The organism is Massiliimalia timonensis, from assembly GCF_900186585.1.
Taxonomy (GTDB): Bacteria; Bacillota; Clostridia; order Oscillospirales; family Ruminococcaceae; genus Massiliimalia; species Massiliimalia timonensis.
Window position 1 is genome coordinate 681,639 of sequence record NZ_FYDD01000004.1, and the last position, 25,191, is coordinate 706,829.

Consider the following 25,191-nt stretch of genomic DNA (forward strand, 5'->3'; position numbering starts at 1 on the left):
GATGGAAAGAAAAGAGATCAAAGAATATCTTCAGATATTAAAAACGGAAATATCACCCGCGCTGGGCTGTACAGAGCCGGCCGCGGTGGCGCTGGCTGTCGCGTACGCCGCTAAAGAACTGGGATGCCCGGTTCAGACAGTTCGGGTAAACGTCAGCCAATATATTTTTAAAAATGGAATGAATGTCGGCATCCCCGGGACCGGGATGATCGGACTGGAGATCGCGGCCGCTTTAGGAAGCCTGAGCGCGGCCCCGGAAAAACAGTTATTGGTTTTGAACGGGCTTTCGGATGGGCAGAAGCAGGCGGCCAAGAAGATGTCAGCTGAAAAGGCGGTGAAGGTTGGGATTGCCGATACAGAGGAAAAGATCTATATTCAGGCTATCGTGGAAAATGGGTCGAAAACAGCTCAGGCCGTTATTGCCGGCACGCATACCAACTTAGTCCTGCTAAAGCGGGGAGAGCAGGTAATAGAAGAACATCCGCTTGAAAAACAGGACACGGCTGGCGGCGAGGAAGAAAAGGCATATGCGATGACTTTGGAAAAGATCGTAGATTTTGTCGATTCAGTGGAGGATGAAGAACTACTGTTTTTAAAAGAGGTGATCAGGCTCAACCGTGCCATTGCGGAAGAGGGCTTAACAAATGATTATGGCCTGATGGTGGGAAAAAACATTTTAAAGAGTGAACATACCGGTTTGGTTTCCAATGATATTGCCAGCTTTGCGGTTGCCTGCACGGCTGCCGCCGCTGATGCGCGGATGGCAGGCTGTGAAAAACCAGTGATGAGCGCGGCGGGCAGCGGGAATCAGGGGCTGACGGCTTCTCTTCCGGTCGCCTCTATCGGCTGGAAGCTGGAGCTGCCAACTGAAAAGGTGCTAAAGGCGCTGGCCTTGAGTATCCTTGTTACGATCCATACCAAGCATTATATTGGCAGGCTGTCAGTATTATGCGGCTGTTCTATTGCGGCGGCGATCGGGTCCTGCTGCGGTATCATTTATCTTTTAGACGGCAATATCGAGCAGATGAAATATGGAATCAACAGCATGGTGGCGGATATTTCCGGCGTTGTTTGCGACGGCGCAAAATCGGGCTGTGCCTTAAAGATCGCTACGGCGGTCAATTCCGCGGTCCGTGCGGCAACCATGGCGCTTAATGGGATTGGTGCGAACGCCTATGATGGGATCGTGGCGTTTGATGTGGAAACAACGCTTGCCAACTTGGGGACGCTTGGAAACCAGGGAATGAGCAATACCAATGCGACGATCTTAAATATGATGCTGGATAAATAACAGCAGGAGGGGTCAAGATGGAACGCAGGATTGACGAATGGATCTCAGCGCATCAGGAGGAGCTGGTCGCCGACATCAGCCGCCTAGTAACTTATCCAAGTGTTTCCCGCCGGCAGGAAGGTCCATATCCATATGGGGAGGGCTGTGCGCAGGCATTGTCCGCAATGCTGGAGATGGCGGGTAGGTACGGATTTAAGACCCAGAACGTGGAAGAGCGATGTGGAGTCGTTTTATGGGAAAATGGTGGAAAAACCATCGGTTTGTGGGGCCATCTGGACGTTGTGCCGGAGGGAAACAAATGGAGCTATCCGCCGTACCAGTGTACCCGAATAGGAGATTTTTTGATCGGCCGGGGCGTTCAGGATAACAAAGGCCCATGCGTCGCGGCTTTATATGCAATGCGCTGTTTAAGGGATTTAGGGGTTCCCATGCAAAACAGCCTTTGCCAGATCGTGGGCTGCGCAGAGGAGACCGGGATGGATGACGCGCAGTATTATGTGGAGCATGAAAATGTTCCGGATTTCAACATCATTACTGATTGTGGCTTCCCAGTCTGCTACGGAGAAAAGGGGATCCTGGAGGTGCGTTTGAAGTCCAAGAAGCCTTTTTCCGAGGCGGTGGCAAGGCTACACGGCGGGCTGGTATCCAACATGGTGCCGGATGCTGCCGAGATTCAGCTTTCCAGGATGCCGGCCGGTCCTTTTTCAGAAACGGCCGTATGGGAGCCAGCCGGACAGGGGGCACGGCTGTGTGGAAAAGGTGTGTCGGCCCACGCCGCTTTCCCAGAGGGTGGAGTAAATGCGATAGAGGCGGTATGTAGCGCTGTTTTAGATACCGGGGTATTATCTGACAGTGATTGGGATATTGTGGATTCGATTAGAAAAATTTGCGCGGTATCCGATGGCTCTTGCTTGGGGATCGACTGCCGGGACGAGGTTTCCGGCGCATTGACCTGCGTTGCTGGGAAGGTCCGCACTGAGCAGAGGCATGCAGTACTGGATCTGAATATCCGGTATCCGATCTTTGTCCCGGCAGAAGGGCTTATCAATGCATTGACCGACGCGGCAGGCCAGTTGGGGTTTCAGGTCATGAGCTGCCATGACAGCAAGCCCAATTATTTTGATAAAGAATCGCCGTATGTGAAAAGTTTAGTAAACACCTACAACCGGGTGACAGGCGAACAGGCGGAGCCCTTTGTCATGGGAGGCGGAACCTATGCTAGAAAAATCCCGAACGCGGTGGCTTATGGGCCGGGACTGCCGGTGGATGGTTCTTCACTAAAACTGCCTGAAGGACATGGGAACTGCCATTGCCCGGATGAGGCACAGTCGATTCCAAATTTGTTGAAGGCATTGAAAATTTATATTTTGGCGTTGATCGACCTTGATAAGGTCATGGGGAAAGAAGCGTCGGAAGAAGGGAGCAGAAACAGGTGAAATATATTCAATTAGGGACCAGCGGTTTGAACGTTTCGCAGATTGCGTTGGGGTGTATGAGGCTGACCGGTTTGTCTGTGGAGGATGCAGGAAAACTGATTGGCACAGCAATGGAACAAGGGATTAACTTTTTTGACCATGCGGACATTTACGCGAACGGGGAAGCGGAATCCCATTTTGCAAAGGCAGTGAAAATGTCGCCCAGCGTTCGGGAAAAGATGATTATACAATCAAAGTGTTCCATTAGGCCGGGAGTCTGCTATGATTTTTCAAAGGAGCATATCCTTAGCAGCGTAGACGCCAGTTTAAAACGGCTGAACACCGAATATCTGGACGTTCTGCTACTGCACAGGCCGGATACCTTAATGGAACCGGAAGAGGTGGCGGAGGCTTTCCATACTTTAAAAGAACAGGGAAAGGTCCGGTATTTTGGAGTAAGCAACCAGAACCCGATGCAGATGGAACTTCTCAGCCGTTATTGCGAAGACAAACTGGTAACGGACCAGCTTCAGTTCAGCATTACCAACTGCGGAATGGTTGACGCAGGGCTGAATGTGAATATGGTGAACCAGGCAGGTGTTGTCCGTGACGGGGGCGTACTGGAATACTGCCGTCTCAAGCAGATCACCATTCAGGCGTGGTCCCCGTTCCAGTATGGGGTTTTTGAAGGGGTATTTTTAGGGAACATGGAAAAATATCCAAAGCTGAATCAGGTGATCGACCGGATCGCGGAACAATATGGGGTAACAAACAGCGCTATTGCAGTTGCATGGATCTCAAGACATCCCGCGGCTCTTCAAACGATCGTAGGGACGACCAATCGGGGACGCTTAGAGGATATTTGCGCTTCTTCAGACGTGCGGTTGACCCGGGAAGAATGGTATGAGATCTACTTGGCGGCAGGGAAGGACTTGCCGTAACCCACAAAAAGAGGTGCAGCCAATTGGCCGCGCCTCTTTTTTGCTGCGGTAAGTGAAATGAGATCCATTGCGGCAGAGACTAAAAAGACGGTGCGCGCTCGGAGTCTTTTGTTGAAGAATTTGAGGATTTGTGGTAGAATAATCCTATGGTTTAGGCCAAGATAACGCTGGCGAACCGTACAGGAAGCCAAATGTTTTATAGACCTCGCTTAAAACGCAATATAGGCATCACAGGATGTGTTTTTTGCAGATGGATCAGGCCGGATCAAGGAGGGACCATATGAAAAAAATCAGATTTGGAACACCGGAAGAATTTGTTCCTACAAAATTTTGTAAAAACCTGAACTATCAGGAAACAGACATACAGTATGATCTGAGCAAAATTACATATAAACAGACAAACCGGGGCTGTGTTATTGAATTGCCGCTCCAGTACCAAGAAGAGGTATATGGATTTGGGCTGCAATTAAAGGGCTTTCGGCACAAGGGAACAAAAAAGACGCTGCGCACTAATTCCGACCCCGTTGCCAACACGGGGGACAGCCACGCGCCGGTTCCGTTCTTTGTCACCACGAACGGATACGGGATTTACCTGGATACGGCAAGAAACGCAACGTTTTACTGCGGGTACGGCAAAAATAAAAACCGTCCTCCAAAACCCAATAATGCGGTCACGGTAACGGCCGAGGCGCTGTATGAGAAAACAGCGCTGGAAGAGGACACCGTCATGGCGATTGAGATCCCTTATGCCAAGGGGATCGACTTATACCTGTTTGAGGGCGACACTATCACGGATATTGTGGCGCAGTACAACCAGTTTTCGGGCGGCGGGTGTGATGTGCCTGAATGGGGCTTGGGCGTTTATTACCGGTGCTATGTAAAGTCTACGGGCGATCAGGTGATGGAGCAGGCGAAGTATTTCCGGGACAACCAGATCCCCTGTGACGTCATAGGTCTGGAGCCTGGCTGGCACAGCAGAAGTTATCCGTGCTCGTACCAATGGGATTCAGAGCGTTTCCCCAATTACCGCGAAGTAGTGGAATACCTGCGGAAGAATGATTTCCATATCAATTTATGGGAGCATGCCTTTATTGACGCCACCTCGCCTTTATATCATGAGATGAAGGACCATTCCGGAGACTTTGAGGTGTGGCAGGGTCTGGTTCCGGATTTTGTGACAGAGGAGGCAAGGAAGCGCTTCTCTGATTATCACAGAAAACACCTGATCGATCTGGGGATCGATGGGTTTAAGCTGGACGAATGTGACAACAGCGACTTTGTACTGGACTGGAGCTTTCCGGATTGTATCGAATTCCCCTCCGGCATTGACGGAGATGTGTACCATAATTTATTTGGCACCCTATATATGCAGACGATGCTAGAGGCGTTAGGGGAGCATGAAACGTTTTCTGAGGTACGGCAGGCCGGGGCGCTTGCCAGCTCCTATCCGTTTGTGCTGTACAGCGACCTGTACGACCACCGGGACTTTATCCGCGGGGTAGTCAATTGCGGCTTCAGCGGTTTATTGTGGACGCCGGAGGTGCGCGAAGGAAAGACCAAGACAGATTTTATCCGCAGATTGCAGACGGCTGTGTTTTCTGTGCAGTGCCTGATCAACGCATGGTATTGCGAACAGGCACCGTGGCTTGAATTTGGCTGTGAGGAAGAGGTAAAGGCGCTGCTGAATGAACGAAAGAAGCTGATCCCCATGCTGAAAAAAGCCTTTGAAAAATATCACCGGACCGGGATTCCGCCGGTGCGCGCATTGGTGATGGATTATACCGCCGACCCGGAAACCTATGGAATAGACGACGAGTATCTGCTGGGTGATTCATTGCTGGTCGCGCCAATGACAGCGGAGCAGACGCAAAGAAGGGTTTATCTACCCAAGGGAGAATGGACCGATTACTGGACTGGGAAAACCGTGCCAAGCGGCTGGTTGGATGTCCGGACAGACAACATTCCTGTTTATGTAAAAGCGGAACGCTAAGAGCGCTTGAGCTTGAATGAGGATCTTTCCTCGTAGAATCAAAAAGCTTGAAACGAAAAAAGTATGGGGTCCATTTGGGCTCCATACTTTTTTTACTGCCGATCCCTCAAACTGAAACCAAAAAGGAAAGCGGCTTGCCGTTTACTGGCGGAGACGTTTGTGATGAAAATAGCTCCAAATACTCAGCGCAAAGCAGCCCAGCATCCCTGCCGCGGCAGGCGGGACCAGCCAAAGGGTGGCATGGCTAAAGGAAATCAGCAAGCAGACGAGCGAGGCAAAGGAAAATGCGGCAAAAATCATCATCATATTTCTTTTGACGATCCCAAGCCATGCGGTCATCATAACCAAATAGATCGCCGCGAATCCGGCGACCAAATAGCCCAGCGTGAGTGGAGTAGGGAAATCGCCTAACTGGTATACGTTGCTGTCGGCAAAGAGCAAAAGCCAGAGAAGGACCGAACTTACTAAGGCCGCGCCCTGTACGATCATGATTTTTTTTCCGCCTGCCCTTTGGGTCTCTTTTTCCTTGATCAAACCGATCAGGTTTTCTTCCGCCTTTTCCTGATAGGAGTTGTCTAGCGTTTCCCCGGAAAGCAATTCATTCACTGTGATTCCCAAAGCGTTGCATAACGGCAGCATTAGGCTTACCTCCGGCAGGCCGTTGCCGCATTCCCATTTTGAAACGGTTTTATTGCTGATGCCGATCAAATCTGCAAGGGCTTGCTGTGTAAGAGATTTTTCTTTTCTTTTGGCCGCGATGAACCTTCCGATTTTTTTCTGATCCATAAAACATCAATCCTTTCAAAGGATATTTTGTAAAAAAGCTTCCTATTATAACACCCACGTACCGTAGAATCGATAGAAACGAGGGGGTTCCGGCAGGAAATTCCCCTAGAAGTTTGAGAAAAGCGGCCGCCCGGCACAGAATGTCCGGGCGGCCGCTTTGAGCATTCCTGAGAAAGCCCTACTTTTGTGATAGCTGGATTTGGTTCATAATAAATGGGAGCACCTGTTCCTGCTTGATATTTAAAACAAGGGCAAACTCATCATATAAGATCCGTTCAGCTTCTGAAAAGAAATATTCGTCAGAGGAACGCAGATGCTTTCCCTTGGCCTGCTGTTCCTGCTGATGGTGGTAAAGGGATTTGATCATTTGAAGCATCCAACTGCGTTTTCCGCTGGACATGATTTCTTTAAATTTTTCTTTACGCTCGTTTTCGTTTTCGATCCAGTCGGGTTGTTCATCAGATATATTTTCGATCAGCTGATAGATTTCTTGGGTGGAAAGGACCTGATGCATCTTTTTTGTCAGGTTTTTGTTATGTACTGGTACATAAATGGTTGAGTTTTCACTGTACACAGGCTTTAAAACATAATATTCCTGCGCTTCGCCAGCTAATTCTTTGGTTACGATTGAATCGATTTTGCACACCCCTTCGGTTCCGTACAAAATCATGTCATTGATTTGATACATGTTTCTCCCCACTTTGCCTTGATACGCGTCCAGTGAACTTCAAAAATAAAACGTGCAGCCTGGCATCAACTGGACTTATGTTTTGCCAAGAAAACTACACGTTGAACACTTATATACTTATTATATCACATTTTTTGAAAAAAAGGACAAAATAACAAAAAATAGTTTCTCAATTTGTGCGAATTTTATGAATAGGAGCAGATTGTTTTTGTATAAAAATCAATCATTTCTTTCTTCAGAATTTGTACCCTCGCCGCCAAAAGCAAAACGGCAAAGGTACAAAGCGGTGTGTGAAAAAGTGTTTTTTACACGATTGCCTGTTAAGGAGCCCTACTCGGAAACCGGGCAGTAGCTGGGGCTGACAGGCTCTACCGGTAAAAAATACCGCCACTCCTCCCAAAGCTCCGTTCCGGTCATCATCCAGAAAAAGTCTGTTCCCTCAAAGGTATACCTGACCTCCTGGGTAGGGTCGCAGCAATTTTCATCAAACTGTTTTAAAAGCCTTCCGGTTTTTCCATAATAGGCCTGCCGGGGGCCTTGATAACAAAGCAGTTTCCCATGAAGCTGGTCAAGCTGGGCATTTAACTGGCAGAAAAGAAACGCGTTCATCATATTATGCCTTTTTCATCCACAATCCGTGGATATTGCAGTATTCATACACATTCTTTAGAGACTCACCCTTTGCCAGCGCAAAGGCGGCTTCCGGCTTTGCACCGGGTTTCAGCCATTTTACCGAGACCCCCTGATCTGTTTCGATCATGATCCATTCGATCCAGTGCTCTTCCAGCATAGGATGCGGCACGGAACCGATCTCGACCACAATCTGTCCGTCCTTATGTGTAAAAACAGGAATGTGCTTTTCCTTGGCCCCATCGGTGACGTCTGCCTTTAACAGGTGCATCTTTTCTCCGCAGCAGTGGACGGGGACCTTGTGATTGGTGAGATAGACGACGATATTCCCGCAGTGGTCACAGCGATAAATTTCCATCTTTATACTTCCTTTCCTCTTTGGGCGAACCCTTTGTTAAAGGTATTCTTCCCGGTGAACAGAAAAATATCCCGTCAGATTTATTCTTTTACGGCGAGGAAAAAGAACCGCGGAAAATGAAAGATGATTTCCCCGTTTTCCTGTTTTGGATAGGCGGCCTGGAGCTCTTTGAGGATTTGGCTTTCAAAGGAGGCCTGATCGGGCTGTGACAATACGGAAAGATAGGGGCGCAGCCCGGTTCCGCGGTACCATTCCAAAATATCTTGGTGGGAGCTCATGATATGGAAATAGGTAGTCTGCCACAGGTCAAACTGCCGGGTCAGCTTGGAGAGCAGGTCAAAATACCCCCCTGGGCTTAACGTATAAAAGATCCTTGGGTTTGGAAACCGGGGCTTCCATTCCGGGGAACTGGCGATCCTTTGGATGATCTGGTGGATCGGTTCGTGCTCGTTCATGGGGATTTGCACGGCAAGACAGCCGCCGGGGACAAGCTGCTCCATCAGGCTGGGAATCAGCCGAGGGTGGTCCGGGATCCATTGCAAGCAGGCGTTGGAAAAAACCACGTCAAAGGTTCGGTGAAGCCCGGATAGTTCTGTCTGCGCATCACAGAGCCGAAATTCTATGTCGCGGTAGGTCTGGGAAGCGCTGCGGATCATGTCTTCAGAACTGTCGATCCCAAGGACCGAGGCGTTGGGGAAACGCTGCTTTAAAACCTGCGAGCTGTTTCCGGGGCCGCACCCGACATCCAATATATTAGAAGGGGAGGAAGCTGTGATCCGGTTTGCCAGATCAATGGCCGGCTGTGTCCGCTGGCTTTTAAATTTAAGATATTGGCTGGAGCTCCAATCTGACATATAGTTCACCTCATTGAAAAGAATATGATTTCAGTATAGCACAGCCTGTACGAAAAAGCCATAAACAGGAGGTTCTAAAATAAATCTCCTTGACTTTTAGAATTGATTGTGGCATGCTAAAAACATGGGGGCATTTTTAACAAATAAACATGAAACGAGGAAATTACAATGAAAAAATTATTGACAAGCTTGCTGGTAGTCGTAATGATCTTTTGCCTGACCGCCTGCGGAAAACCAAGCGTAGAAGAATTTGCGTCTTCTGAAGCCGTTCAGTCTGAAATCGCAGAACTCAAAAGCTCTTTAAGCGGATCTGGGATGGACATTTCTGTTACCGGGGAAGGCGATAAGCTGATCTATACCTTTACCCTTGCCGAGGGCACCGACACAACCGGTTTGGAAGAAGGCCTGAAAGCTGGCGTTGAAGCACAGGCTTCCACCTTTGAAGGGCTTGCGGCAGAATTGAAAGGGGCAGTCAGCGCAGAAAACCCGGTCGTAGTAGTGATTTATGCTACAAGTGATGGAACCGAAATTTATTCTCAGGAATTTACAGCAAAATAATCAGTCCTTATTCAAAAAAGCTGCGGGCATGTTCCGCGGTTTTTTTGAGTCGTTTTTTCTGTTTGACCCCTTGTGGATTCTGCTCGACTTTTCTGCAAAATTACGGAAGAAACGGATGCTTCTAGGATCAACGGCAGCGTTTTAGTGCTGTCTATTGCGTTTGTGGTCCTGTTCAGGAGTTTTGCGGTGAAGCAGGCTATCTCTAAAAAAACAAAAATGCTTTAATAGAAAGATCTTTTGATTTGGCTCCCCTGCCATTTGGCGGGGGAGCCTTTTTCACAGGGCATACAGGGAAAGCCTTTTCTTCATTCAGGTTTCGTGATACAATAAAAGCAATGATCAAATAGGTGGGAACAGAGTATGGAAATGGTTGGCAGAGTGATTTTTTGGATCGCTATATCAGTTTTGGCGCTTGTACTGCTATATGTGATATGCCGGTACTGGTATTTTTACAGGCACGAGCATTTTATCTGTCCTAATTGCGGGAACCGGTGGAAGCCACGGCTGCGGGTGATGCTATTTGGATCTGTGAATGCAGTGGAGGGGAAGATCCTGCGCTGCCCCAAATGCGGAGAAAAGGAATACATGGAGCCTAAACGGGATTAAACAGAAACAGGAGGAAAACAGCTTGAAGCTTTTGCATTGCTCAGACCTGCATATCGGAAAGCGGGTCAATGGATTTTCTATGCTGCCGGATCAGCAGAAGATCTTGCGCCAGATCGTCAGGATAACACAGGACGAAAAGCCGGGGGCGGTACTGATCGCGGGGGATGTTTATGATAAAACGATCCCTTCGGCTGAAGCGGTAGAATTATTTGACTGGTTTTTGACCCGATTGGCGGAGCAGGCAGTGCCGGTCTTTTTCATCAGCGGGAACCATGATTCCCCGGAGCGCTTAGATTATGCGGGCAGAATCCTGCAAAAGCAGGGAGTTTATGTTTCCGGCTGCTATCAGGGCAAGGTCGACTGCTACAGCCTGTGTGATGAATATGGGCCGGTGCACATCTACCTGCTCCCCTTTATAAAGCCTGCCATGGTAAACGCATACCGGGAACAGCGCAGCGACAGCTATCATCAGGCGGTAAAAGAAGTGCTTGCGGGGCTTCCGGTTTCGCCCGGCGAACGCAATGTTCTGATCGCGCATCAGTTTGTGGTAGCCGGAGGTGCTGAGCCGGAGCGTTCGGATTCTGAAACCCTTTCACTGGGCGGGATCGACCAGGTTGACGCAAGCGTATTTGACGGGTTTGACTATGTGGCGCTGGGTCATCTGCACGGCCCACAGAGAATTGGTCGGGACACGATACGGTACAGCGGCTCTCCGCTGAAATATTCCTTTTCAGAATGCCGCCAGCATAAATCCATCTGTATGGTGGAGCTTGGGGAAAAGGGAACGGTAAAAACAAAGCTGATCGAGCTGACCCCCGCAAGGGATATGCGGAAGATCAAAGGGAAACTTCGCACCCTGATTTCTCCGGAAGTAGCGGGGCTGGCAGACCCGGAGGATTACCTACATGTTACCCTGACTGATGAGGAAACGGTGATCGACGCGATTGGGAAGCTGCGGCATGTTTATCCTAACGTGATGCAGATCGAGTTTGAAAACCGCCGGCAGCAGGCGCAAGGCGCTTTTTCCCTTTCCAGTGAGGCGGCCCGCAAAGAGGACCCGTTTGAGCTGTTTCAGGATTTTTACGAAGCGCAGAACAACCAGCCGATGAGCGAAAGCCAGCAGGAGCTGGTGCGCCGCGCGCTGGCAGGAAACAGGGAGGAAGCGCGATGAGACCCAAACAGCTTACGCTCTCTGCTTTCGGGCCCTATGCCGGAACGGAGCAGGTGGATTTTACAAAGCTTTCAGAACAGGGATTGTTTTTGATCACCGGGGATACCGGCGCCGGGAAAACAACGGTGTTTGACGCAATTTGCTTCGCGCTGTTTGGACAGGGCAGTGGAGAAAACCGCGGCGGGGAACTGATGCGCAGTGATTTTGCAGGCCCGCAGTCCGACACATGGGTGGAACTTATCTTCTCCCATCAGGGGAAGGAGTACACCGTTCGGCGCAGTCCAAAATATCAGCGGGCCAAAAAAAGCGGCGTTGGGGAAACGGTGCAAAACGCCTTGGCTGAATTGAGGACCGGGACAAAGGTATACACCGGCTGGCAGGCCGTGACCGAGCAGGTCGAGGAACTGCTGGGAGTAAATTACAAGCAGTTTAAGCAGATCGCCATGCTGGCGCAGGGGGAATTTCTCCAGCTATTGCTGGCAGACAGCCGGGAGCGGAGCGAGATCTTCCGGCGGGTGTTCCACACGGAATCATTTTCTTCCTTTCAAATGCGTCTAAAGCAGGAGATGCTGGAGGTAAAGCGTAGAAAAGAGGAATGTCAGCAGGAGATCATGAACCGGCGGGAAGAGATCCTTTGCACGGAAGAGGAGGAAGCGGCTAGGGAGATCGACCGCCTGCGGCAGGAAAAAAATATATATGATACGCAAACGATCCTGCATCTGCTGGAAGTGATGATCGGGCAGCTGGAGGAACGTCAGCGCATGTTAGAAGAAGAGCAGGAGCGCGGGAAAAAAGAGCAGGAAAAAGTAATCTCCAGCTTGGAGATATTCCGCCAGCAGAACCAGCTTTTGGCACAGTGGGAGACGCTGCGGCAGGCTTTAGAGGACTTGGGGCGAGAAGAAGCAGACATGACGTTGGCGGCACAGGCGCTGGAACGGCAGAAGGCGGCTTTATACCGGGTGCATCCCGCAGCGGAACGGGCTGGCTTTTTCAAGGATTCCTATGCTTCGCTGTCCAAGGAATTGGAACGATCTAAGCTCCGGGCTGCACAGGCCGTACAACTGCACAGGCAAGCCGAACATGTATTAAAGCGGGAACAGGCGCGGGAACCGGAACGGGAGAATCTAGTCCGGGAGATCCACACGCTGGAGGCGATGCTGCCAAAGGCGGAACAGGCGGCGCGTTTAAAGGAAGATCTTGCAAAGCAGCAGGCACAGACAGCGGAAAAAGAGACTTTGGCCGGCAAATTGCAGGAGAGCAGGGAAAAAAATCTGCAAAAGTTCCGGGAAATGGAACGGAGGCTGACAGGGCTGGCAGGCTGGCAGGCCCCTTACCGGACCTGTGAAGAGGCTTTGCAGGGATCTAAACGCCGGGAAACCCTGTTGCTGGGACTGGATGGTACCCTGCAGGCATATCTGGCTGAGGAGAAAAAACGTCCTCGATTGGAACAAAGATACCGCGAAGCAGAGCAGGAATATCAAACGGGGAAAACACAGTTCGATCGGTTAGAGCAGCAGTTTTACCGTTCCCAGGCCGGGATACTGGCTCAGACGCTCTGTGCTGGGGAGCCTTGTCCTGTCTGCGGCTCTTGTGAGCATCCCGACCCTGCAAAGCTTTCCGCAGACGCGCTTTCTCAGGAGCAGATGGGGGCTTATAAAAAAGAGCTGGACGGCCTCCGCCATATTTGGCAGGAAACGAGTCGGCAGATGGCGGCGTTTTCCTCTGCGCAGGAGGCTGGGTGGAACTCTTTTCTACAAACTGCCGGACAGGCGGGCCTGACAGCGCAGGGAGCCGGAGAGTGGGAAGAAGCGCTGCGCGGCCAGCTGACAGCGGAAAAGGAACGGCTGGACTCATTACAAAAAGAACGGGAGCAGCTGTTGTTCCGCCAAGAGGAGGAAAACCAGCTTCAGCAACAAATCAAAATAATACAGGCAGAGGCAGAGGAACAGCTTGCCGCATGGCAGAGGATCAATCAGGAGCTTTTATCAGACCGGGAAGCCTGCCAAAAAACAGCGGGGGAATTGTCGGGCTTACAGACCGATCTGTCAAAACAGGAGATCGCGGCACAGCTGGCTAAAAAGCAGGAAGAACTGGCAGTCTCCCGGCAGGCATTGCAGAAAGCGCAGGAGGACTGGCAGCACAGCCGGGAAACTTTGGAGAAGGAAAAGGCAGTCTGTGAAGAGCAGGCCGTACAGCTGAAAACGGCGCAGAAAAGCTATGAAGAAGCTGCCGGACAGGCGGAACAAACGCGGAAGGACTGCGGCTTTTCCGACTGGAAAGAATACCGGCATTTTTTGACAGATGAGCTTCAAATCAAAGAAACAGAACAAAAGATTACGGATTACGAAATGTCGCTGGCCCAAACAAAGGCCGCGGAACAGCAGCTTTCCGGGCAGGTGAAGGGGATCCGGCGCCAGGACCTGTCCCAATGGGAGGAGAAACTGGAGGCTTTGCGGCTGCGTGCCGCAGAAACGCGGCGTTTGGAACAGGAGGGGCATCACCGGCTGGAAACGAACCGAACTGTATTTTTAAAGCTGTCGGAATGTCAGAAGCGGCTGGAGGCACTGGAGCAGGATTATGCGCTGCGCAAGGAGTTGTCCGACACGGCAAACGGGGAACTTGCCGGAAAGCCGAAAATCCCGTTTGAGCTTTATGTACAGACCACGTATTTTAAACAGATTTTACTGCGCGCCAACTTAAGGCTGGAACACATGACCTCTGGGCGTTACGAACTGGTGCAGCGGGAAAACGCCAGCAATTTAAGAAGCATGACCGGGCTGGAAATAGACGTGTTTGACCAGTATACCGGGAAACAGAGAAGCGTGAGATCCCTTTCCGGCGGGGAATCGTTCAAGGCGTCGCTTGCGCTTGCGCTGGGGCTTTCCGATATGATCCAAAGCTTTGCAGGGGGGATTAGGCTGGAAACCATGTTTGTGGACGAGGGGTTTGGATCGCTGGATGAGGAATCCCTTTCCCAAGCGGTGGAAACCCTGCAGGAATTGACTGGTTCCAACCGTTTGGTGGGGATCATCTCCCATGTTGGGGAACTGAAAGAGCGGATCGAACAGAAGATCGTGGTGGAAAAGGGCCGCAGCGGCAGCCATATTTCTGTGATCGTGGGCTGACAGCCCAAAAATTAAAACGGCAGGGGGATTGTCCCATGCCGTTTTTTGCTTATCCGCCGAAGTCGATTTCCTTTGGGGTGAACTCCTGGTCAAATTTCCAGGTCATTCCTAAGTCCTCCGAAATAAACCGCAGGCATACCCTGCCGCCTAGATAATCCCCGCTGTCCCCTTGGTCGACCAGAAGAGAGAGGGCCCCGTCCTTCTCCATAACAGGGGCCTGCGCACAAATAAAGATCTCCGCGTCGTAGGTTTCGGGAATGGGGAGCTTGATTTCGGAAAAGGTTTTTCCGCCGTCCTCTGTGCGGTAAAATTCTGGAGATGGATCAAAGATGTCGTATCCTTCGGCCGTAGTTCCAAGAAGACGGTTAGATGGGCCGAACGAAAGAAAGCCTACATCGGGAGTTACAAAACCGCCGTGCTTTAACATCCTGGTGGTAAGATCGGCCGCGCCGCGTCCCTGATCTTCCCAGCTAAGCCCGCCGTCATGGGTCAGAAAAACGGCTTTGGCTTCGGTGGACATTTGCCGGTCATAGGAAACGATGAGCCAGCCCTCCTGCTGGGAGGTCCAGCCGGACAGCAGCATCCGCTCCGCATAGGTGTTTGAAGTGATGCTGGAGATTTTCCAGTTCTTTCCCTGGTCTGTTGAGTGACAGCACCATAAAAAACCGTTTTGGCGATACACGAAGGAAGTCATTTCCGGGGTGATGTAGTAGCTTCCCTCAGGAAGAACATTATGGTATTTGGTATCCGAAAGGTCTGTGAGGACATCCGAGGTGACAGGGATAGGGTCCGTCCAGCTTTCCCCGTCGTTATAGGATACTAAAACCTGGGAGGCGTCGGTAATGCAGTAGGTGTTCTGCATTTGCGGGAATCCATGCGGGATCTCATATTCATTTTGCAGTTTTTCATTTTCACGGCGCTCCTGTTCCTGAAGCTGGGTTTGAACAGTTAGGTAGTCGCTGTTTTCAGAAACGTTCAGGATATTTGGGTTTCCTGGGTCCCGTATCAGTCTCAACGCCCTGTCGCAGACGATCCTGCCGTCATTTTCTTCCCCCCAGTCGTGGAAAACGTGGAAGACGGGCAGGGAGGGACGCAGCCAGTACCGGATATGAACATAGATCACATCAGAGCCCGCTTCCATTTCTTCCGTTTCCAGGATACCGTAATCAGAGATCCGCATGGACCGGGGCATTTCTTTCGATTTATACTGTTGCAGATAGGCAGAAACGATGTCTTCCGCCGCCATGACAGGCGCGGGGTTTTTCGCCGAAAAGCTTTCGATCGGCCGGGATTCCCGGCTGGGGCCTATGATAAAAAAGAGGAATATCCCGATCAGCAAGATCAAAATGCCAAATGTTGTGCCTATTATCTTTGCCTTAGAGGACGGATGCATCAGAAACCCTTCTTTCGTTGTTTTTCCCATTGTAGCACATAAAAAAATCCAGTACAATATCTTTTTAGGGATTCCACATAGGCAAAAGATGTAGTATACTGGAAACAGGAAACTGGCATAGGAGAAGGCTTTGCCGGATATACTCTATGTTGGGAAGAGATCGCGAAAGAAAGGATTTGAGATAAATTGGAAGAAAAATATTTGTGGGATTTAAGAAAAATGTACCCTTCCGACACGGATTGGGAACAGGAACTGGAGCGGGTAAACCAGCTTGCCGCGGATCTGGAGAAGAGAAAGGGAAGCTGCGCAGAGAACGCGCAGGCGCTTTTGCAGACGGCGCGGCAGTATTTTGAACTGGATCAGCGGCTGTACGATCTCATTGTGTTCGCTAATTCAAATTTTGACCAGAACATGTCGGACGGCGCGGCGAAAAAGTTGTATGAAACGGCGCAGAACGCCGCGACTGTGATTGGGGAAAGGCTCTCCTTTTTAGCGCCGGAGCTGATGGAGCACGACCTTTCCGACTTTGAACGGTATGCGCAGGAAGAACCCGCCTTGCTGGAATTTTCCGCATTTGCCAAGGACTTTATGGAAAAGAAGCCGCATGTGCTGTCCGATGCGATGGAACAGATGATGGTGCGGATGAACGACATGGGCTCCTCCTTCAGCAAGATCTTTGAGGATCTGGTGATCAACGACCTGAAGTTCCCGGTCGTGAAAACGCCGGACGGCGCTGAGATGACCGCCTCAGAAGCCAATTACCATGTCGCGCTGATGAACCCGGACCGCTCGTTCCGTGAGGCGTATTTCCATGGGCTGCTGGGGACCTACGGCGCCTACCGGAACACCATTACCTCCATTTATTACGGTTCTGTAAAAGACGACTGTTTTACAGCGAAAAACCGGAATTACCCAAGCGCCCGCAGCATGAAGCTGTTCCAAAACCACATTCCGGAAACTGTTTACGACAATTTGATCGACACGGTCCGTTCCAATGTCGGCCCGATGCACGAATATGTGGAATACAGGCGGGAAAAGATGGGGCTTTCGGACCTGCATTTTTATGATCTGTTTGTCCCGCTGGAACAGGACAGCGACCGCACCTACACCTATGAAGAGGCGCAGGAACTGGTGCTGAAAGCGACTGCCATTTTAGGAGAAGACTATACCCAACTAGTAAAAAGGGCTTTTGAAGAACGCTGGATCGATGTTTACCCGCGGGACAACAAGCGCACGGGAGCATATTCTACCGGTTCTTACACCTCTTACCCATATGTCCTTTTAAACTTCACCGGGACTTTGGATGATGTATTTACGCTGGCGCATGAATTAGGGCATTCCATGCACACCTATTTTAGCTGTCATAACCAGCCATATGTGTATTCCAGCTACAGCATTTTCTGCGCGGAAGTGGCTTCTACCTTAAATGAAGCGCTGCTCAGCGATTATCTGATGAAGCACGCGGCCACCAAAGCAGAACAATGCCTGCTGCTGGATAAAAAGCTCAATGACCTGCGCTCTACCTTTTACCGGCAGACGATGTTTGCGGATTTTGAACGGCAGACCCACCGCTGGGTGGAGGAGGGCACGCCGCTGTTGCCAAAGGAGCTTTCCAAGCTACACGGGGAGTTAAACCAAATTTATTACGGCGATCAGTTTGTGGTAGACGAAGCACTTTGTGATGAGTGGGAACGGATCCCGCATTTTTATACCGCCTTTTATGTGTACCAGTATGCCACCGGGATCGCGGCGGCTACTGCGATCGCGAAGCGGATTTTGACCATGGGCCAGCCTGCGGTAGACGCTTACCGCAGGTTCCTGTGCGGCGGGAGCAGCCTGCACCCGATCGACATGCTTCGGGTGGCAGGGGTAGACATGGAAAGCCCGCAGCCTGTTCTGGATACGGCAGAAGTATTCCGGGAAACGTTAAAGCAGTTAAAGGAGCTTCAAAAGTAATGCATCAATAAAACGGAGGAGGTCTGAGGCAATTATTTGCTTCAGACCTCCTCCGTTTTAACTATTGGTATCGTTAAAGAAAGATAGCCGCTTTAAATAAGCGGTCACTTTTTCTTCGTGATCCGGGTACGGGTAGGAAAGTTCTTTGGAGACCCATTTTGAATACTGTGAAAATAAATCCAGCAGTTTTTCCAAGGACTCCCGGCAATGCTCCAGGCTGTCTGCACGAAGGACGCTGTAAACAGGGGCAAGCTCCTCCTCTGTCAGATAACGCGGAAGATAGCGGCCCATTTTACCAACGCTGACCTGGAAATGATTGAAAGCCCCCACCTTCCAGGAGATCATGGTCATCAGCTGTTTACGCATGGAAGACAAATGTTCTGATGCATAAAACAATTCTTTCCGGGCAATACCCTTGGCGACATAAGGGGCCAGCCACCAAAATTCATTGCAGCAATCCAAAAAGCACTGTCTGCTGGGACGTTTTACCCAAAAAGCCTGATCGGACGGGGCAGGGAATTTTGGCAAGATTCCATCCTTATCCAGCAAAGGCACCGTGGGTTCCCCTTGTTCGGCATATCTTGCAACATCGCTGACCGGGATCAGCATCAGGTCAATCCGGTTTAAATCTTCAAACAGCATCAGGTAGGTGAACCACCCGCCCAGAGAAGGCGGGAACAGTTCCATGTCCTCAGGGGTTTGCAGGATCACCCGCTCCCCAAAACAGTCGATCCAATCTGGCTGTGACAGAAAAGAGGACAACTCCGTCACGAAAAAGACGATGTCGTAGTCCTGAAACCTGTCCTTGGCTGCGTTTGGGTCGCTTCGGGAGCCATTCATGGTTACCGCACGGATCCGGTCATCCTGTTGTGCGGTTTGAAGCACCAGCTCCATAATTTCTTGTTCATTTCTCATACCGTTTCTCCTGTCAGGGAAAGCTCATAAAGATAGAACGGGTACACCTCTGGAAGAAAATACCCCAGATCCAGCACGGCGTTTTTCTGAAAACCCAGCCTCTCGTAAAGACGGATCGCTGGAAGATTATCCGGGGACACATCCAGCCGGACCGCACGCAGGCCCCGACGCTTTGCCTCGGCCACAGTGAACTGAAGCATCGTTTTTCCCACGCCGTCCCGCAAAAAATCGGGATGTACCGCAAAGGTGTGGACGACCCAGGCCTCCTGTGCGGAGGCACCGCTTTTCCAAAGCACCTGATGGTACCCCGGTGCACAGTGATGATTTAAGATCATGGTTCCGGCGATCTGGCCGTCTTTTTTTACCAGGTAAAGGCCGCCTGTCAACAGCCCCTCTTCTGCGATTTCCCGAGTGGGGTAAACCCCTGTTTTCCAACCCCGGCAATATCTGCCGTTTAAGTGGCCGTTGATTTTTTCGTAAAGCTGTGTCACCTCATCTAAATCCTGATGAGTCCCTTTGATGATTTCCATATGATCCAGTCCTTTGCTTTTATTCTCGGATCGACAGATAGCGTTCCCCGGTATCCGGCAGGACGACAACGATCTTTTTCCCTTCGTTTTCCGGGCGCTTTGCAAGGAAAGCTGCCGCCCAGACTGCCGCCCCGGACGAGATTCCGACAAGCAGCCCTTCCGTGTGGGCGATTTCCCGCATAGTGCTGAGCGCATCGTCGTTTTCCACGGTGATGATCTCGTCATAAATATGGGTGTTTAAGGTTTTGGGAATAAACCCGGCGCCGATTCCCTGGATTTTGTGCGGTCCGGGCGTACCTTTGGAAAGCACCGGGGAGGCGGCTGGCTCTACCGCTACGACCTTGACAGCGGGGTTTTGCTCCTTCAGGTATGCGCCTGCGCCGGACAAGGTACCGCCGGTCCCTACGCCTGCGACTAAAATATCGACTGCGCCATCGGTATCTCTCCAGATTTCCGGGCCGGTAGTCGCCTTGTGGATCGCCGGATTCGCCGGGTTTTCAAACTGGGAGGGGATAAATGCACCGGGGATTTCCTTGGATAATTCTTCCACTTTGGCGATCGCTCCTTTCATCCCTTTCGCGCCCTCGGTCAAGACAAGCTCCGCGCCGTATGCCTTTAACAGGTTGCGGCGTTCCACGCTCATGGTTTCCGGCATGGTCAGGATAACGCGGTATCCTCTTGCTATCGCTACAGAGGCAAGGCCGATGCCGGTGTTGCCGCTGGTTGGCTCGATGATAACAGAGCCCTCCTTTAAGATGCCTTTTTGCTCCGCATCCTCGATCATTGCTTTAGCAATACGGTCTTTGGCGCTCCCGGCCGGATTAAAATACTCCAGCTTGCCGATCACAGATGCTTTCAAGCCGTTCTTTTTTTCAAAATGGGACAGCTCCAATAGGGGCGTGTTCCCGATCAGTTCTGATAAATTTTGATGAATGTTTGCCATGATCATACCTCTTTCTTTTTAATTGGAGATCCCGCTGAATGCGGATCCCAAATCCTCGATCAAGTCGTCAATGTGTTCTGTTCCGATCGAGAGCCGGATCGTATTAGGCCGAATCCCTGACCCGGCAAGTTCTGCAGATGTCATTTGGGAATGGGTGGTGGAAGACGGATGGATGACCAGCGATTTCACATCCGCTACGTTTGCAAGCAGGGAGAAGATTTGAAGCCGGTCAATGAATTGCTTCGCTTCTTCTGCGCCGCCTTTGATCTCAAAGGTGAAGATCGATCCCGCGCCATTTGGAAAATACCGTTGGTACAGGCTGTGGCATGGATGCTCAGGAAGGGAAGGGTGGTTGACCCGTTCCACTTTGGGATGCCGGCTCAGATACTCCACTATTTTCAGCGCGTTTTCCACATGGCGTTCTACCCGCAGGGACAGCGTTTCCAGCCCCTGCAAAAAGAGAAACGAATGAAACGGGGAGATAGTAGCCCCAGTATCCCGCAGAAGGACTGCGCGGATTCGGGTGACCAAAGCGGCCGGCCCAACCGCATCGGCAAAGACCATGCCATGATAGCTGGGGTCCGGTTCGGAAAGGGAAGGGAACTTTCCAGAGGCTTTCCAGTCGAAATTGCCGCTGTCCACGATCACCCCGCCGATCGCGGTACCATGCCCGCCGATAAATTTGGTTGCGGAATGGACAACTATGTCCGCGCCATGCTCGATCGGACGGAACAGGTAAGGGGTCGCGAAGGTATTATCAACGACCAATGGGATTTTGTGGCGATGTGCAATCTCGGCGATAGCTTCCATATTGACAAGGTTGCAGTTGGGATTGCCCAGCGTTTCTATAAAGATGGCCTTAGTGTTCTGCTGGATCGCCGCTTCAAAAGCCTGCGGGTCATCTGGTTCTACAAAGGCGGCGGATATTCCATAGTCCGGGAGGGTGTGTGCCAGCAGGTTGTAGCTTCCGCCGTAAATAGTTTTTTCCGCTACGATATGATCTCCTGCATGGGCGAGCGCCTGAAATGTGTAGGTAATCGCAGCGGCGCCGGAAGCAACAGCCAGTGCCGCGCATCCACCCTCCAAGGCGGCGATCCTCTGTTCAAATACGTCTGCGGTGGGATTAGTCAGCCGGCCGTAGATATTCCCAGCATCTGACAACCCAAAACGCGCGGCCGCGTGTTCACTGTTATGGAACACATACGAAGACGTTTGATAGATCGGTACGGCGCGTGCGTCGGTGGCCGGGTCTGGTTTTTCTTGGCCAACATGGAGCTGTAAGGTTTCAAAATGGTAATTTTTCTTCTGGTCATTCATATTCAGCACTTCTTTCTATCTTAATTGATAAAGGTCATGGTTGGATAGAAAGACACATTCGGCTGTTCCTCCAGTTGCATTGACGGGTTTTGATGCGCATTAGGGTCGCCATAGGACAGCCTCCTTTTTATTATTTACATAAATCCTATAGGATTAGTATGAATATAATATATCCTGAAAAGGAAGATTTGTCAACCCCTGCTGTATAAAAATTTTAAATACTGAAGACATAGCCGGTTTTTTTTCTTTTGTTTTCCACTAGGTCGGCCAGTGTGGTGTGGTCTACTACATTTAAAATCGCCTGATATAAGGATTCCCACATTTCCAAAGCTGCGCATTCATTTGCCCGTTCACAGGAATTGGGAGAACCATCCAGGCAGGGAATAGGGGCAAGGCTGCCTTCGGTAAGGCGCAGGATCTCGCCAACGGTGTATTCTTCCGGCCTGCGGGCAAGGCGATAGCCGCCCTGCGGCCCGCGCACGCTTTTTACAAAACCCGCGCGGTTGAGCAGGGTGATGATCTGTTCCAGATATTTAAAGGAAATGCCCTGCCGGGCGGAAATATCCTTTAAGCTGATATTTTCCCCGGTGTTATATTCGGCAAGATCGGCCATCAGCCGAAGCGCATACCGTCCTTTTGTAGAAATTTTCATCTTAAACTTCCTTTCTTAGGATATACCATTCTTCTTTTATATTTCCTATTATAAGATAGGAATAATCGGAAATCAATCAAATTTTTCTTTACATTTTCCGGGAGATTTGCTATAATTCAATAAGAACAAATGTTCTTTTGAAAGGAGAGAGTTGCATGACCATCTTTGAAAAGCTGAAAATCCTAGCGGATTCTGCAAAATATGATGTTGCCTGTACCTCCAGCGGGGTGGACCGTGTGGGGCAGCCCGGGGATCTGGGGAGTGCGGTTTCCTGCGGGATCTGCCACAGCTTTGCTGCGGACGGGCGGTGCATTTCTCTGCTGAAGGTGCTGATGACCAATTTTTGCGTATATGACTGCAAGTATTGCGTCAACCGCAGAAGCAACGATACCCCCCGCGCCGCGTTTACCCCAAGGGAACTTGCCGACCTGACCATCCAGTTTTACCGGCGCAACTATATTGAAGGGCTGTTCCTCAGCTCGGGGATTTTGCGCACCCCGGACGACACCTGCGAAAAAATGATCGAAACGCTTACCATTCTGCGAGAAGAATACCGGTTTCAGGGATATATCCATGTCAAGGCGATCCCCGGGGCGGACAGCAGGCTGATCGCGCGGCTGGGGCTTTTGGGGGACCGGATGAGCGTCAACATCGAGCTGCCCTCGCAGGACAGCCTGAAGACCTTAGCGCCTGATAAATCTAAAACGGACATTTTGAAGCCGATGGGCTATATCTCCGGGAGGATCCAAGAGAACGGCGCCGATTTGGTAAAGTACCGGCACGCCCCGCGCTTTGCCCCGGCGGGACAGAGCACCCAGATGATCGTAGGGGCAACGCCGGACAGCGATTTCCAGATTTTGCGTCTGACCGAGGGGCTGTACCGGAAATACCAGCTGAAACGGGTGTTTTTTTCCGCATATATCCCTGTGGTAGAGGATTCCCTGCTGCCGTCCGTTACCACCAAGCCGCCGCTTTTGCGGGAGCACCGGCTTTACCAGGCCGATTGGCTGCTGCGGTTTTACGGGTTCGAAGCAAAAGAGCTGTTAGATGAAGAGCACCAGAACTTTAACCCGGTGCTCGACCCTAAATGCAACTGGGCGGTCAATCATCTGGAGCTGTTCCCGGTAGAAATCAACCGGGTTTCTTACGACATGCTGCTGCGAGTGCCCGGGATCGGGGTAAAAAGCGCCCGGAAGATTTTGAAGGCCCGTAAGGTGGGACCGCTTCATTTTGAAGATTTAAAGAAGCTGGGCGTGGTGCTGAAACGGGCGCAGTATTTTATTGTGTGCTGCGGCAAGGCGGCGCAAGGACTGCGAATCACGCAGGATAGTATTTTAAGGGGACTGCTGTCCGACAAGGGGATGGCGATGCTGCCGCAAAGCTACGAACAGCTGTCATTATTTCCGGAACAAAACCGCCTGACGGGAGAGGATGTGAGAAAATGTTTGACCGGGCAGATGTGACATACCGCTATGACGGTTCTTTCGAGGGGATGCTCTGCTGTGTGTTTGAAAGCTTTGCGCGCAGGGAGCTTCCGGCTTCTGTTGCCCCGCCGGACCGCGGGCAGCTGACCTTTACGCCGGAGGTATGGATCGAAACAGACCCGGAGCACGCAAGACGGGTTTTCGCTTCTGTTTCCAAAAAGATCTCCAAGGCGGCGGCGCAACTGGTGAGCGACATTTTTTTGAGCTGCATGGAGGAAAAGGAACTGGCGCTGATCCGCTTTCTGCGCCTGGGGTACCGCTATGGCGCCGCTGTGATGGACATGCTGGCAGACGATACGGTAAACGCCCTGTACCGGGCGCAGCTTTATTTAAAAAACGAGAGCCATCTGACGCTGGAATTCCTGCGCTTTTCGGAGATCAAAGGGGTGCTGATCGCCCAGATCGAGCCGCAGAACTTTGTGCTTCCCAAAATACAGGAGCATTTCTGCGCCCGGTTTTCGGGGGAGCGGTTTTTGATTTATGACCGCCCGCATCAGGCGATACTGGCTTACCAGCCCTTTGAGGCGAGGATCTTTTCCGTGGAGGGCTTTGAACTGCCCAAAGCCGAAGAGGAGGAGCAGCTTTACCGGGACCTTTGGCAGCATTATTATGACAGCATCGCCATAAAGGAGCGGGAAAACCCGGTTTGCCGCCGCAACCACATGCCCAAGCGTTACTGGAACTGCATGACCGAGTTCCAGAACCTTCCCAGGGAGGCGCGCCGCACGCTGAAAAACAGGGAAGAAACACTTCTAAAGTGATTTCCATAAAAATAAAGGGGAAACAAAAAGAACTTTTATAAAAAAGAAATAAAATACACTTTTTTGAAAAAATGTGTTGACAAACCTCTCATCATTTGGTAAAATAATATTCGTCGCTGAGAGACAAGAAAGAAAAATGCGATACGGATGGGAGCATAGCTCAGCTGGGAGAGCATCTGCCTTACAAGCAGAGGGTCACAGGTTCGAGCCCTGTTGTTCCCACCACCCGGCCCGTTAGCTCAGCTGGTTAGAGCGCTAGCCTGTCACGCTAGAGGTCGTCGGTTCGATCCCGATACGGGTCGCCAATTTTTCTTTCATCCGCCTCTGTAGCTCAGTCGGTAGAGCAGAGGACTGAAAATCCTCGTGTCGATGGTTCGATTCCGTCCGGAGGCACCATTTCGTATCTATGCAATAGTATGGGTACGACCCGCAGGTTTAGCTCATCTGGTAGAGCGCCACCTTGCCAAGGTGGAGGTAGCGAGTTCGAGCCTCGTAACCTGCTCCAAGTAAAAGCAAGTACACAGTTTGTGTACTTGCTTTTTTGCGTGTCGAAAGCGGGAAAATTTTAGGAAAAGATTTTTCTTGACAAACCTTTTTTCCTGTTATATAATGATATACTGTATCAAAATGGACTTTTGTACCTATTTTGCGAAAAAATCTCGGAAAAATGCGGGTTTCACCTGTTCTGATTTGTGAAAATTCGGGGGTGATTTTTCTGGTTTTTGTGGAAACATACGAAATTTTTAAAAAATAGCAAGTTGACTAAAAAATATTTTTAAATTTCGTACAATTTTTCTGTTGATTTTTGGGCAGCCGTGCAAAATGAA

General features: G+C 50.7%; 22 protein-coding genes and 4 tRNA genes. 15 read left to right on the forward strand and 11 right to left on the reverse strand.

Annotated elements, in window-relative coordinates; all coding sequences use genetic code 11:
• Position 1: 1 nt before the first annotated feature.
• The 4 genes from CIB36_RS11030 (at position 2) to CIB36_RS11045 (ending at position 5,637) form a co-directional block, all read left to right on the forward strand.
• On the forward strand, positions 2-1,291 hold the full coding sequence (locus CIB36_RS11030; RefSeq protein ID WP_093989592.1) for an L-cysteine desulfidase family protein: 1,290 nt from the start codon (positions 2-4) through the stop codon (positions 1,289-1,291).
• 17 nt (positions 1,292-1,308) lie between these two features.
• Positions 1,309-2,727 carry a Sapep family Mn(2+)-dependent dipeptidase gene (locus CIB36_RS11035; protein WP_093989593.1) on the forward strand — a complete coding sequence of 473 codons (1,419 nt, stop codon included), beginning with the start codon at positions 1,309-1,311 and terminating at the stop codon, positions 2,725-2,727.
• A complete protein-coding gene (locus tag CIB36_RS11040) occupies positions 2,724-3,647 on the forward strand; it encodes an aldo/keto reductase (RefSeq protein WP_093989594.1) in 924 nt (307 codons plus the stop codon). The genes CIB36_RS11035 and CIB36_RS11040 overlap by 4 nt, the downstream gene beginning before the upstream one ends.
• A gap of 280 nt (positions 3,648-3,927) precedes the next feature.
• Positions 3,928-5,637: a TIM-barrel domain-containing protein gene (locus tag CIB36_RS11045; RefSeq protein ID WP_158662671.1), complete on the forward strand. Its 1,710-nt coding sequence runs from the start codon at positions 3,928-3,930 to the stop codon at positions 5,635-5,637.
• Positions 5,638-5,778: 141 nt separating this feature from the next.
• Here CIB36_RS11045 and CIB36_RS11050 read toward each other — a convergent pair whose 3' ends face one another.
• The 5 genes from CIB36_RS11050 to CIB36_RS11070 form a co-directional block, all read right to left on the reverse strand.
• A complete protein-coding gene (locus tag CIB36_RS11050) occupies positions 5,779-6,423 on the reverse strand; it encodes a helix-turn-helix domain-containing protein (RefSeq protein ID WP_093989596.1) in 645 nt (214 codons plus the stop codon).
• A gap of 178 nt (positions 6,424-6,601) precedes the next feature.
• Positions 6,602-7,111, reverse strand: coding sequence for a CarD family transcriptional regulator (locus tag CIB36_RS11055; RefSeq protein WP_093989597.1), 510 nt, complete (start codon positions 7,109-7,111; stop codon positions 6,602-6,604).
• Between the two features lie 330 nt (positions 7,112-7,441).
• Positions 7,442-7,723 carry a hypothetical protein gene (locus tag CIB36_RS11060; protein WP_093989598.1) on the reverse strand — a complete coding sequence of 94 codons (282 nt, stop codon included), beginning with the start codon at positions 7,721-7,723 and terminating at the stop codon, positions 7,442-7,444.
• 1 nt (position 7,724) lies between these two features.
• Entirely contained in the window at positions 7,725-8,099 is a 375-nt protein-coding gene (locus CIB36_RS11065) for a desulfoferrodoxin family protein (RefSeq protein WP_093989599.1), read from the reverse strand.
• An 80-nt stretch (positions 8,100-8,179) separates the two neighbouring features.
• Positions 8,180-8,953 carry a methyltransferase domain-containing protein gene (locus CIB36_RS11070; protein WP_093989600.1) on the reverse strand — a complete coding sequence of 258 codons (774 nt, stop codon included), beginning with the start codon at positions 8,951-8,953 and terminating at the stop codon, positions 8,180-8,182.
• Positions 8,954-9,121: 168 nt separating this feature from the next.
• Between CIB36_RS11070 and CIB36_RS11075 the strand changes: the two genes are divergently transcribed.
• The 4 genes from CIB36_RS11075 to CIB36_RS11090 all read left to right on the forward strand — a co-directional run bounded on the left by CIB36_RS11075 (position 9,122) and on the right by CIB36_RS11090 (position 14,413).
• A complete protein-coding gene (locus CIB36_RS11075) occupies positions 9,122-9,511 on the forward strand; it encodes a DUF4854 domain-containing protein (RefSeq protein ID WP_093989601.1) in 390 nt (129 codons plus the stop codon).
• Between the two features lie 360 nt (positions 9,512-9,871).
• On the forward strand, positions 9,872-10,117 hold the full coding sequence (locus tag CIB36_RS11080; protein WP_093989602.1) for a hypothetical protein: 246 nt from the start codon (positions 9,872-9,874) through the stop codon (positions 10,115-10,117).
• A 22-nt stretch (positions 10,118-10,139) separates the two neighbouring features.
• The gene (locus tag CIB36_RS11085; protein ID WP_093989603.1) at positions 10,140-11,288 is read left to right on the forward strand and encodes an exonuclease SbcCD subunit D; all 1,149 of its coding nucleotides are present in this window, start codon (positions 10,140-10,142) and stop codon (positions 11,286-11,288) included.
• On the forward strand, positions 11,285-14,413 hold the full coding sequence (locus tag CIB36_RS11090) for an AAA family ATPase (protein ID WP_093989604.1): 3,129 nt from the start codon (positions 11,285-11,287) through the stop codon (positions 14,411-14,413). Before CIB36_RS11085 ends, CIB36_RS11090 begins: the two co-directional genes overlap by 4 nt.
• Positions 14,414-14,462: 49 nt before the next feature.
• Here CIB36_RS11090 and CIB36_RS11095 read toward each other — a convergent pair whose 3' ends face one another.
• Positions 14,463-15,806, reverse strand: coding sequence for a WD40/YVTN/BNR-like repeat-containing protein (locus CIB36_RS11095; protein ID WP_093989605.1), 1,344 nt, complete (start codon positions 15,804-15,806; stop codon positions 14,463-14,465).
• Between the two features lie 186 nt (positions 15,807-15,992).
• Between CIB36_RS11095 and pepF the strand changes: the two genes are divergently transcribed.
• Positions 15,993-17,762, forward strand: coding sequence for an oligoendopeptidase F (gene pepF, locus CIB36_RS11100; RefSeq protein ID WP_093989606.1), 1,770 nt, complete (start codon positions 15,993-15,995; stop codon positions 17,760-17,762).
• A gap of 57 nt (positions 17,763-17,819) precedes the next feature.
• Here the strand turns inward: pepF and CIB36_RS11105 are convergent, their stop codons facing one another.
• The 5 genes from CIB36_RS11105 to CIB36_RS11125 form a co-directional block, all read right to left on the reverse strand.
• Complete coding sequence (locus CIB36_RS11105; protein ID WP_093989607.1) at positions 17,820-18,677, reverse strand: aminoglycoside 6-adenylyltransferase; 858 nt, start codon at positions 18,675-18,677, stop codon at positions 17,820-17,822.
• Positions 18,674-19,207 carry a GNAT family N-acetyltransferase gene (locus tag CIB36_RS11110; protein WP_093989608.1) on the reverse strand — a complete coding sequence of 178 codons (534 nt, stop codon included), beginning with the start codon at positions 19,205-19,207 and terminating at the stop codon, positions 18,674-18,676. Before CIB36_RS11110 ends, CIB36_RS11105 begins: the two co-directional genes overlap by 4 nt.
• A 19-nt stretch (positions 19,208-19,226) precedes the next feature.
• The gene (gene cysK, locus CIB36_RS11115; RefSeq protein ID WP_093989609.1) at positions 19,227-20,150 is read right to left on the reverse strand and encodes a cysteine synthase A; all 924 of its coding nucleotides are present in this window, start codon (positions 20,148-20,150) and stop codon (positions 19,227-19,229) included.
• 18 nt (positions 20,151-20,168) lie between these two features.
• Positions 20,169-21,467: an O-acetylhomoserine aminocarboxypropyltransferase/cysteine synthase family protein gene (locus CIB36_RS11120; protein WP_093989610.1), complete on the reverse strand. Its 1,299-nt coding sequence runs from the start codon at positions 21,465-21,467 to the stop codon at positions 20,169-20,171.
• Between the two features lie 214 nt (positions 21,468-21,681).
• Complete coding sequence (locus CIB36_RS11125; RefSeq protein WP_093989611.1) at positions 21,682-22,119, reverse strand: RrF2 family transcriptional regulator; 438 nt, start codon at positions 22,117-22,119, stop codon at positions 21,682-21,684.
• 155 nt (positions 22,120-22,274) lie between these two features.
• On the opposite strand from CIB36_RS11125, the gene CIB36_RS11130 reads away from it, so the two are divergent.
• The 6 genes from CIB36_RS11130 to CIB36_RS11155 all read left to right on the forward strand — a co-directional run bounded on the left by CIB36_RS11130 (position 22,275) and on the right by CIB36_RS11155 (position 24,869).
• The gene (locus tag CIB36_RS11130) at positions 22,275-23,582 is read left to right on the forward strand and encodes a putative DNA modification/repair radical SAM protein (protein WP_093989612.1); all 1,308 of its coding nucleotides are present in this window, start codon (positions 22,275-22,277) and stop codon (positions 23,580-23,582) included.
• A complete protein-coding gene (locus tag CIB36_RS11135; protein ID WP_093989613.1) occupies positions 23,561-24,364 on the forward strand; it encodes a TIGR03915 family putative DNA repair protein in 804 nt (267 codons plus the stop codon). Before CIB36_RS11130 ends, CIB36_RS11135 begins: the two co-directional genes overlap by 22 nt.
• A 149-nt stretch (positions 24,365-24,513) precedes the next feature.
• A tRNA-Val gene (locus CIB36_RS11140) sits at positions 24,514-24,589 on the forward strand.
• Positions 24,590-24,592: 3 nt separating this feature from the next.
• Positions 24,593-24,669 (forward strand) — tRNA-Asp (locus CIB36_RS11145).
• 15 nt (positions 24,670-24,684) lie between these two features.
• Positions 24,685-24,760 (forward strand) — tRNA-Phe (locus CIB36_RS11150).
• Positions 24,761-24,793: 33 nt separating this feature from the next.
• Positions 24,794-24,869: transfer RNA gene (locus CIB36_RS11155), tRNA-Gly, on the forward strand.
• Positions 24,870-25,191 lie beyond the last annotated feature (322 nt).

What these genes read in the sequence shown, in the direction of transcription:
- CIB36_RS11075 (WP_093989601.1), top strand. Translation starts at nt 9,122, where the DNA reads ATGAAAAAATTATTGACAAGCTTGCTGGTAGTCGTAATGATCTTTTGC.
- CIB36_RS11035 (WP_093989593.1), top strand. Translation starts at nt 1,309, where the DNA reads ATGGAACGCAGGATTGACGAATGGATCTCAGCGCATCAGGAGGAGCTG.
- CIB36_RS11130 (WP_093989612.1), top strand. Translation starts at nt 22,275, where the DNA reads ATGACCATCTTTGAAAAGCTGAAAATCCTAGCGGATTCTGCAAAATAT.
- CIB36_RS11095 (WP_093989605.1), bottom strand. Translation starts at nt 15,806, where the DNA reads ATGCATCCGTCCTCTAAGGCAAAGATAATAGGCACAACATTTGGCATT.
- CIB36_RS11050 (WP_093989596.1), bottom strand. Translation starts at nt 6,423, where the DNA reads ATGGATCAGAAAAAAATCGGAAGGTTCATCGCGGCCAAAAGAAAAGAA.
- CIB36_RS11105 (WP_093989607.1), bottom strand. Translation starts at nt 18,677, where the DNA reads ATGAGAAATGAACAAGAAATTATGGAGCTGGTGCTTCAAACCGCACAA.
- CIB36_RS11090 (WP_093989604.1), top strand. Translation starts at nt 11,285, where the DNA reads ATGAGACCCAAACAGCTTACGCTCTCTGCTTTCGGGCCCTATGCCGGA.
- CIB36_RS11055 (WP_093989597.1), bottom strand. Translation starts at nt 7,111, where the DNA reads ATGTATCAAATCAATGACATGATTTTGTACGGAACCGAAGGGGTGTGC.
- CIB36_RS11060 (WP_093989598.1), bottom strand. Translation starts at nt 7,723, where the DNA reads ATGATGAACGCGTTTCTTTTCTGCCAGTTAAATGCCCAGCTTGACCAG.
- CIB36_RS11080 (WP_093989602.1), top strand. Translation starts at nt 9,872, where the DNA reads ATGGAAATGGTTGGCAGAGTGATTTTTTGGATCGCTATATCAGTTTTG.
- cysK (WP_093989609.1), bottom strand. Translation starts at nt 20,150, where the DNA reads ATGGCAAACATTCATCAAAATTTATCAGAACTGATCGGGAACACGCCC.
- CIB36_RS11135 (WP_093989613.1), top strand. Translation starts at nt 23,561, where the DNA reads ATGTTTGACCGGGCAGATGTGACATACCGCTATGACGGTTCTTTCGAG.
- CIB36_RS11125 (WP_093989611.1), bottom strand. Translation starts at nt 22,119, where the DNA reads ATGAAAATTTCTACAAAAGGACGGTATGCGCTTCGGCTGATGGCCGAT.
- CIB36_RS11030 (WP_093989592.1), top strand. Translation starts at nt 2, where the DNA reads ATGGAAAGAAAAGAGATCAAAGAATATCTTCAGATATTAAAAACGGAA.
- CIB36_RS11120 (WP_093989610.1), bottom strand. Translation starts at nt 21,467, where the DNA reads ATGAATGACCAGAAGAAAAATTACCATTTTGAAACCTTACAGCTCCAT.
- CIB36_RS11110 (WP_093989608.1), bottom strand. Translation starts at nt 19,207, where the DNA reads ATGGAAATCATCAAAGGGACTCATCAGGATTTAGATGAGGTGACACAG.
- CIB36_RS11065 (WP_093989599.1), bottom strand. Translation starts at nt 8,099, where the DNA reads ATGGAAATTTATCGCTGTGACCACTGCGGGAATATCGTCGTCTATCTC.
- CIB36_RS11045 (WP_158662671.1), top strand. Translation starts at nt 3,928, where the DNA reads ATGAAAAAAATCAGATTTGGAACACCGGAAGAATTTGTTCCTACAAAA.
- CIB36_RS11070 (WP_093989600.1), bottom strand. Translation starts at nt 8,953, where the DNA reads ATGTCAGATTGGAGCTCCAGCCAATATCTTAAATTTAAAAGCCAGCGG.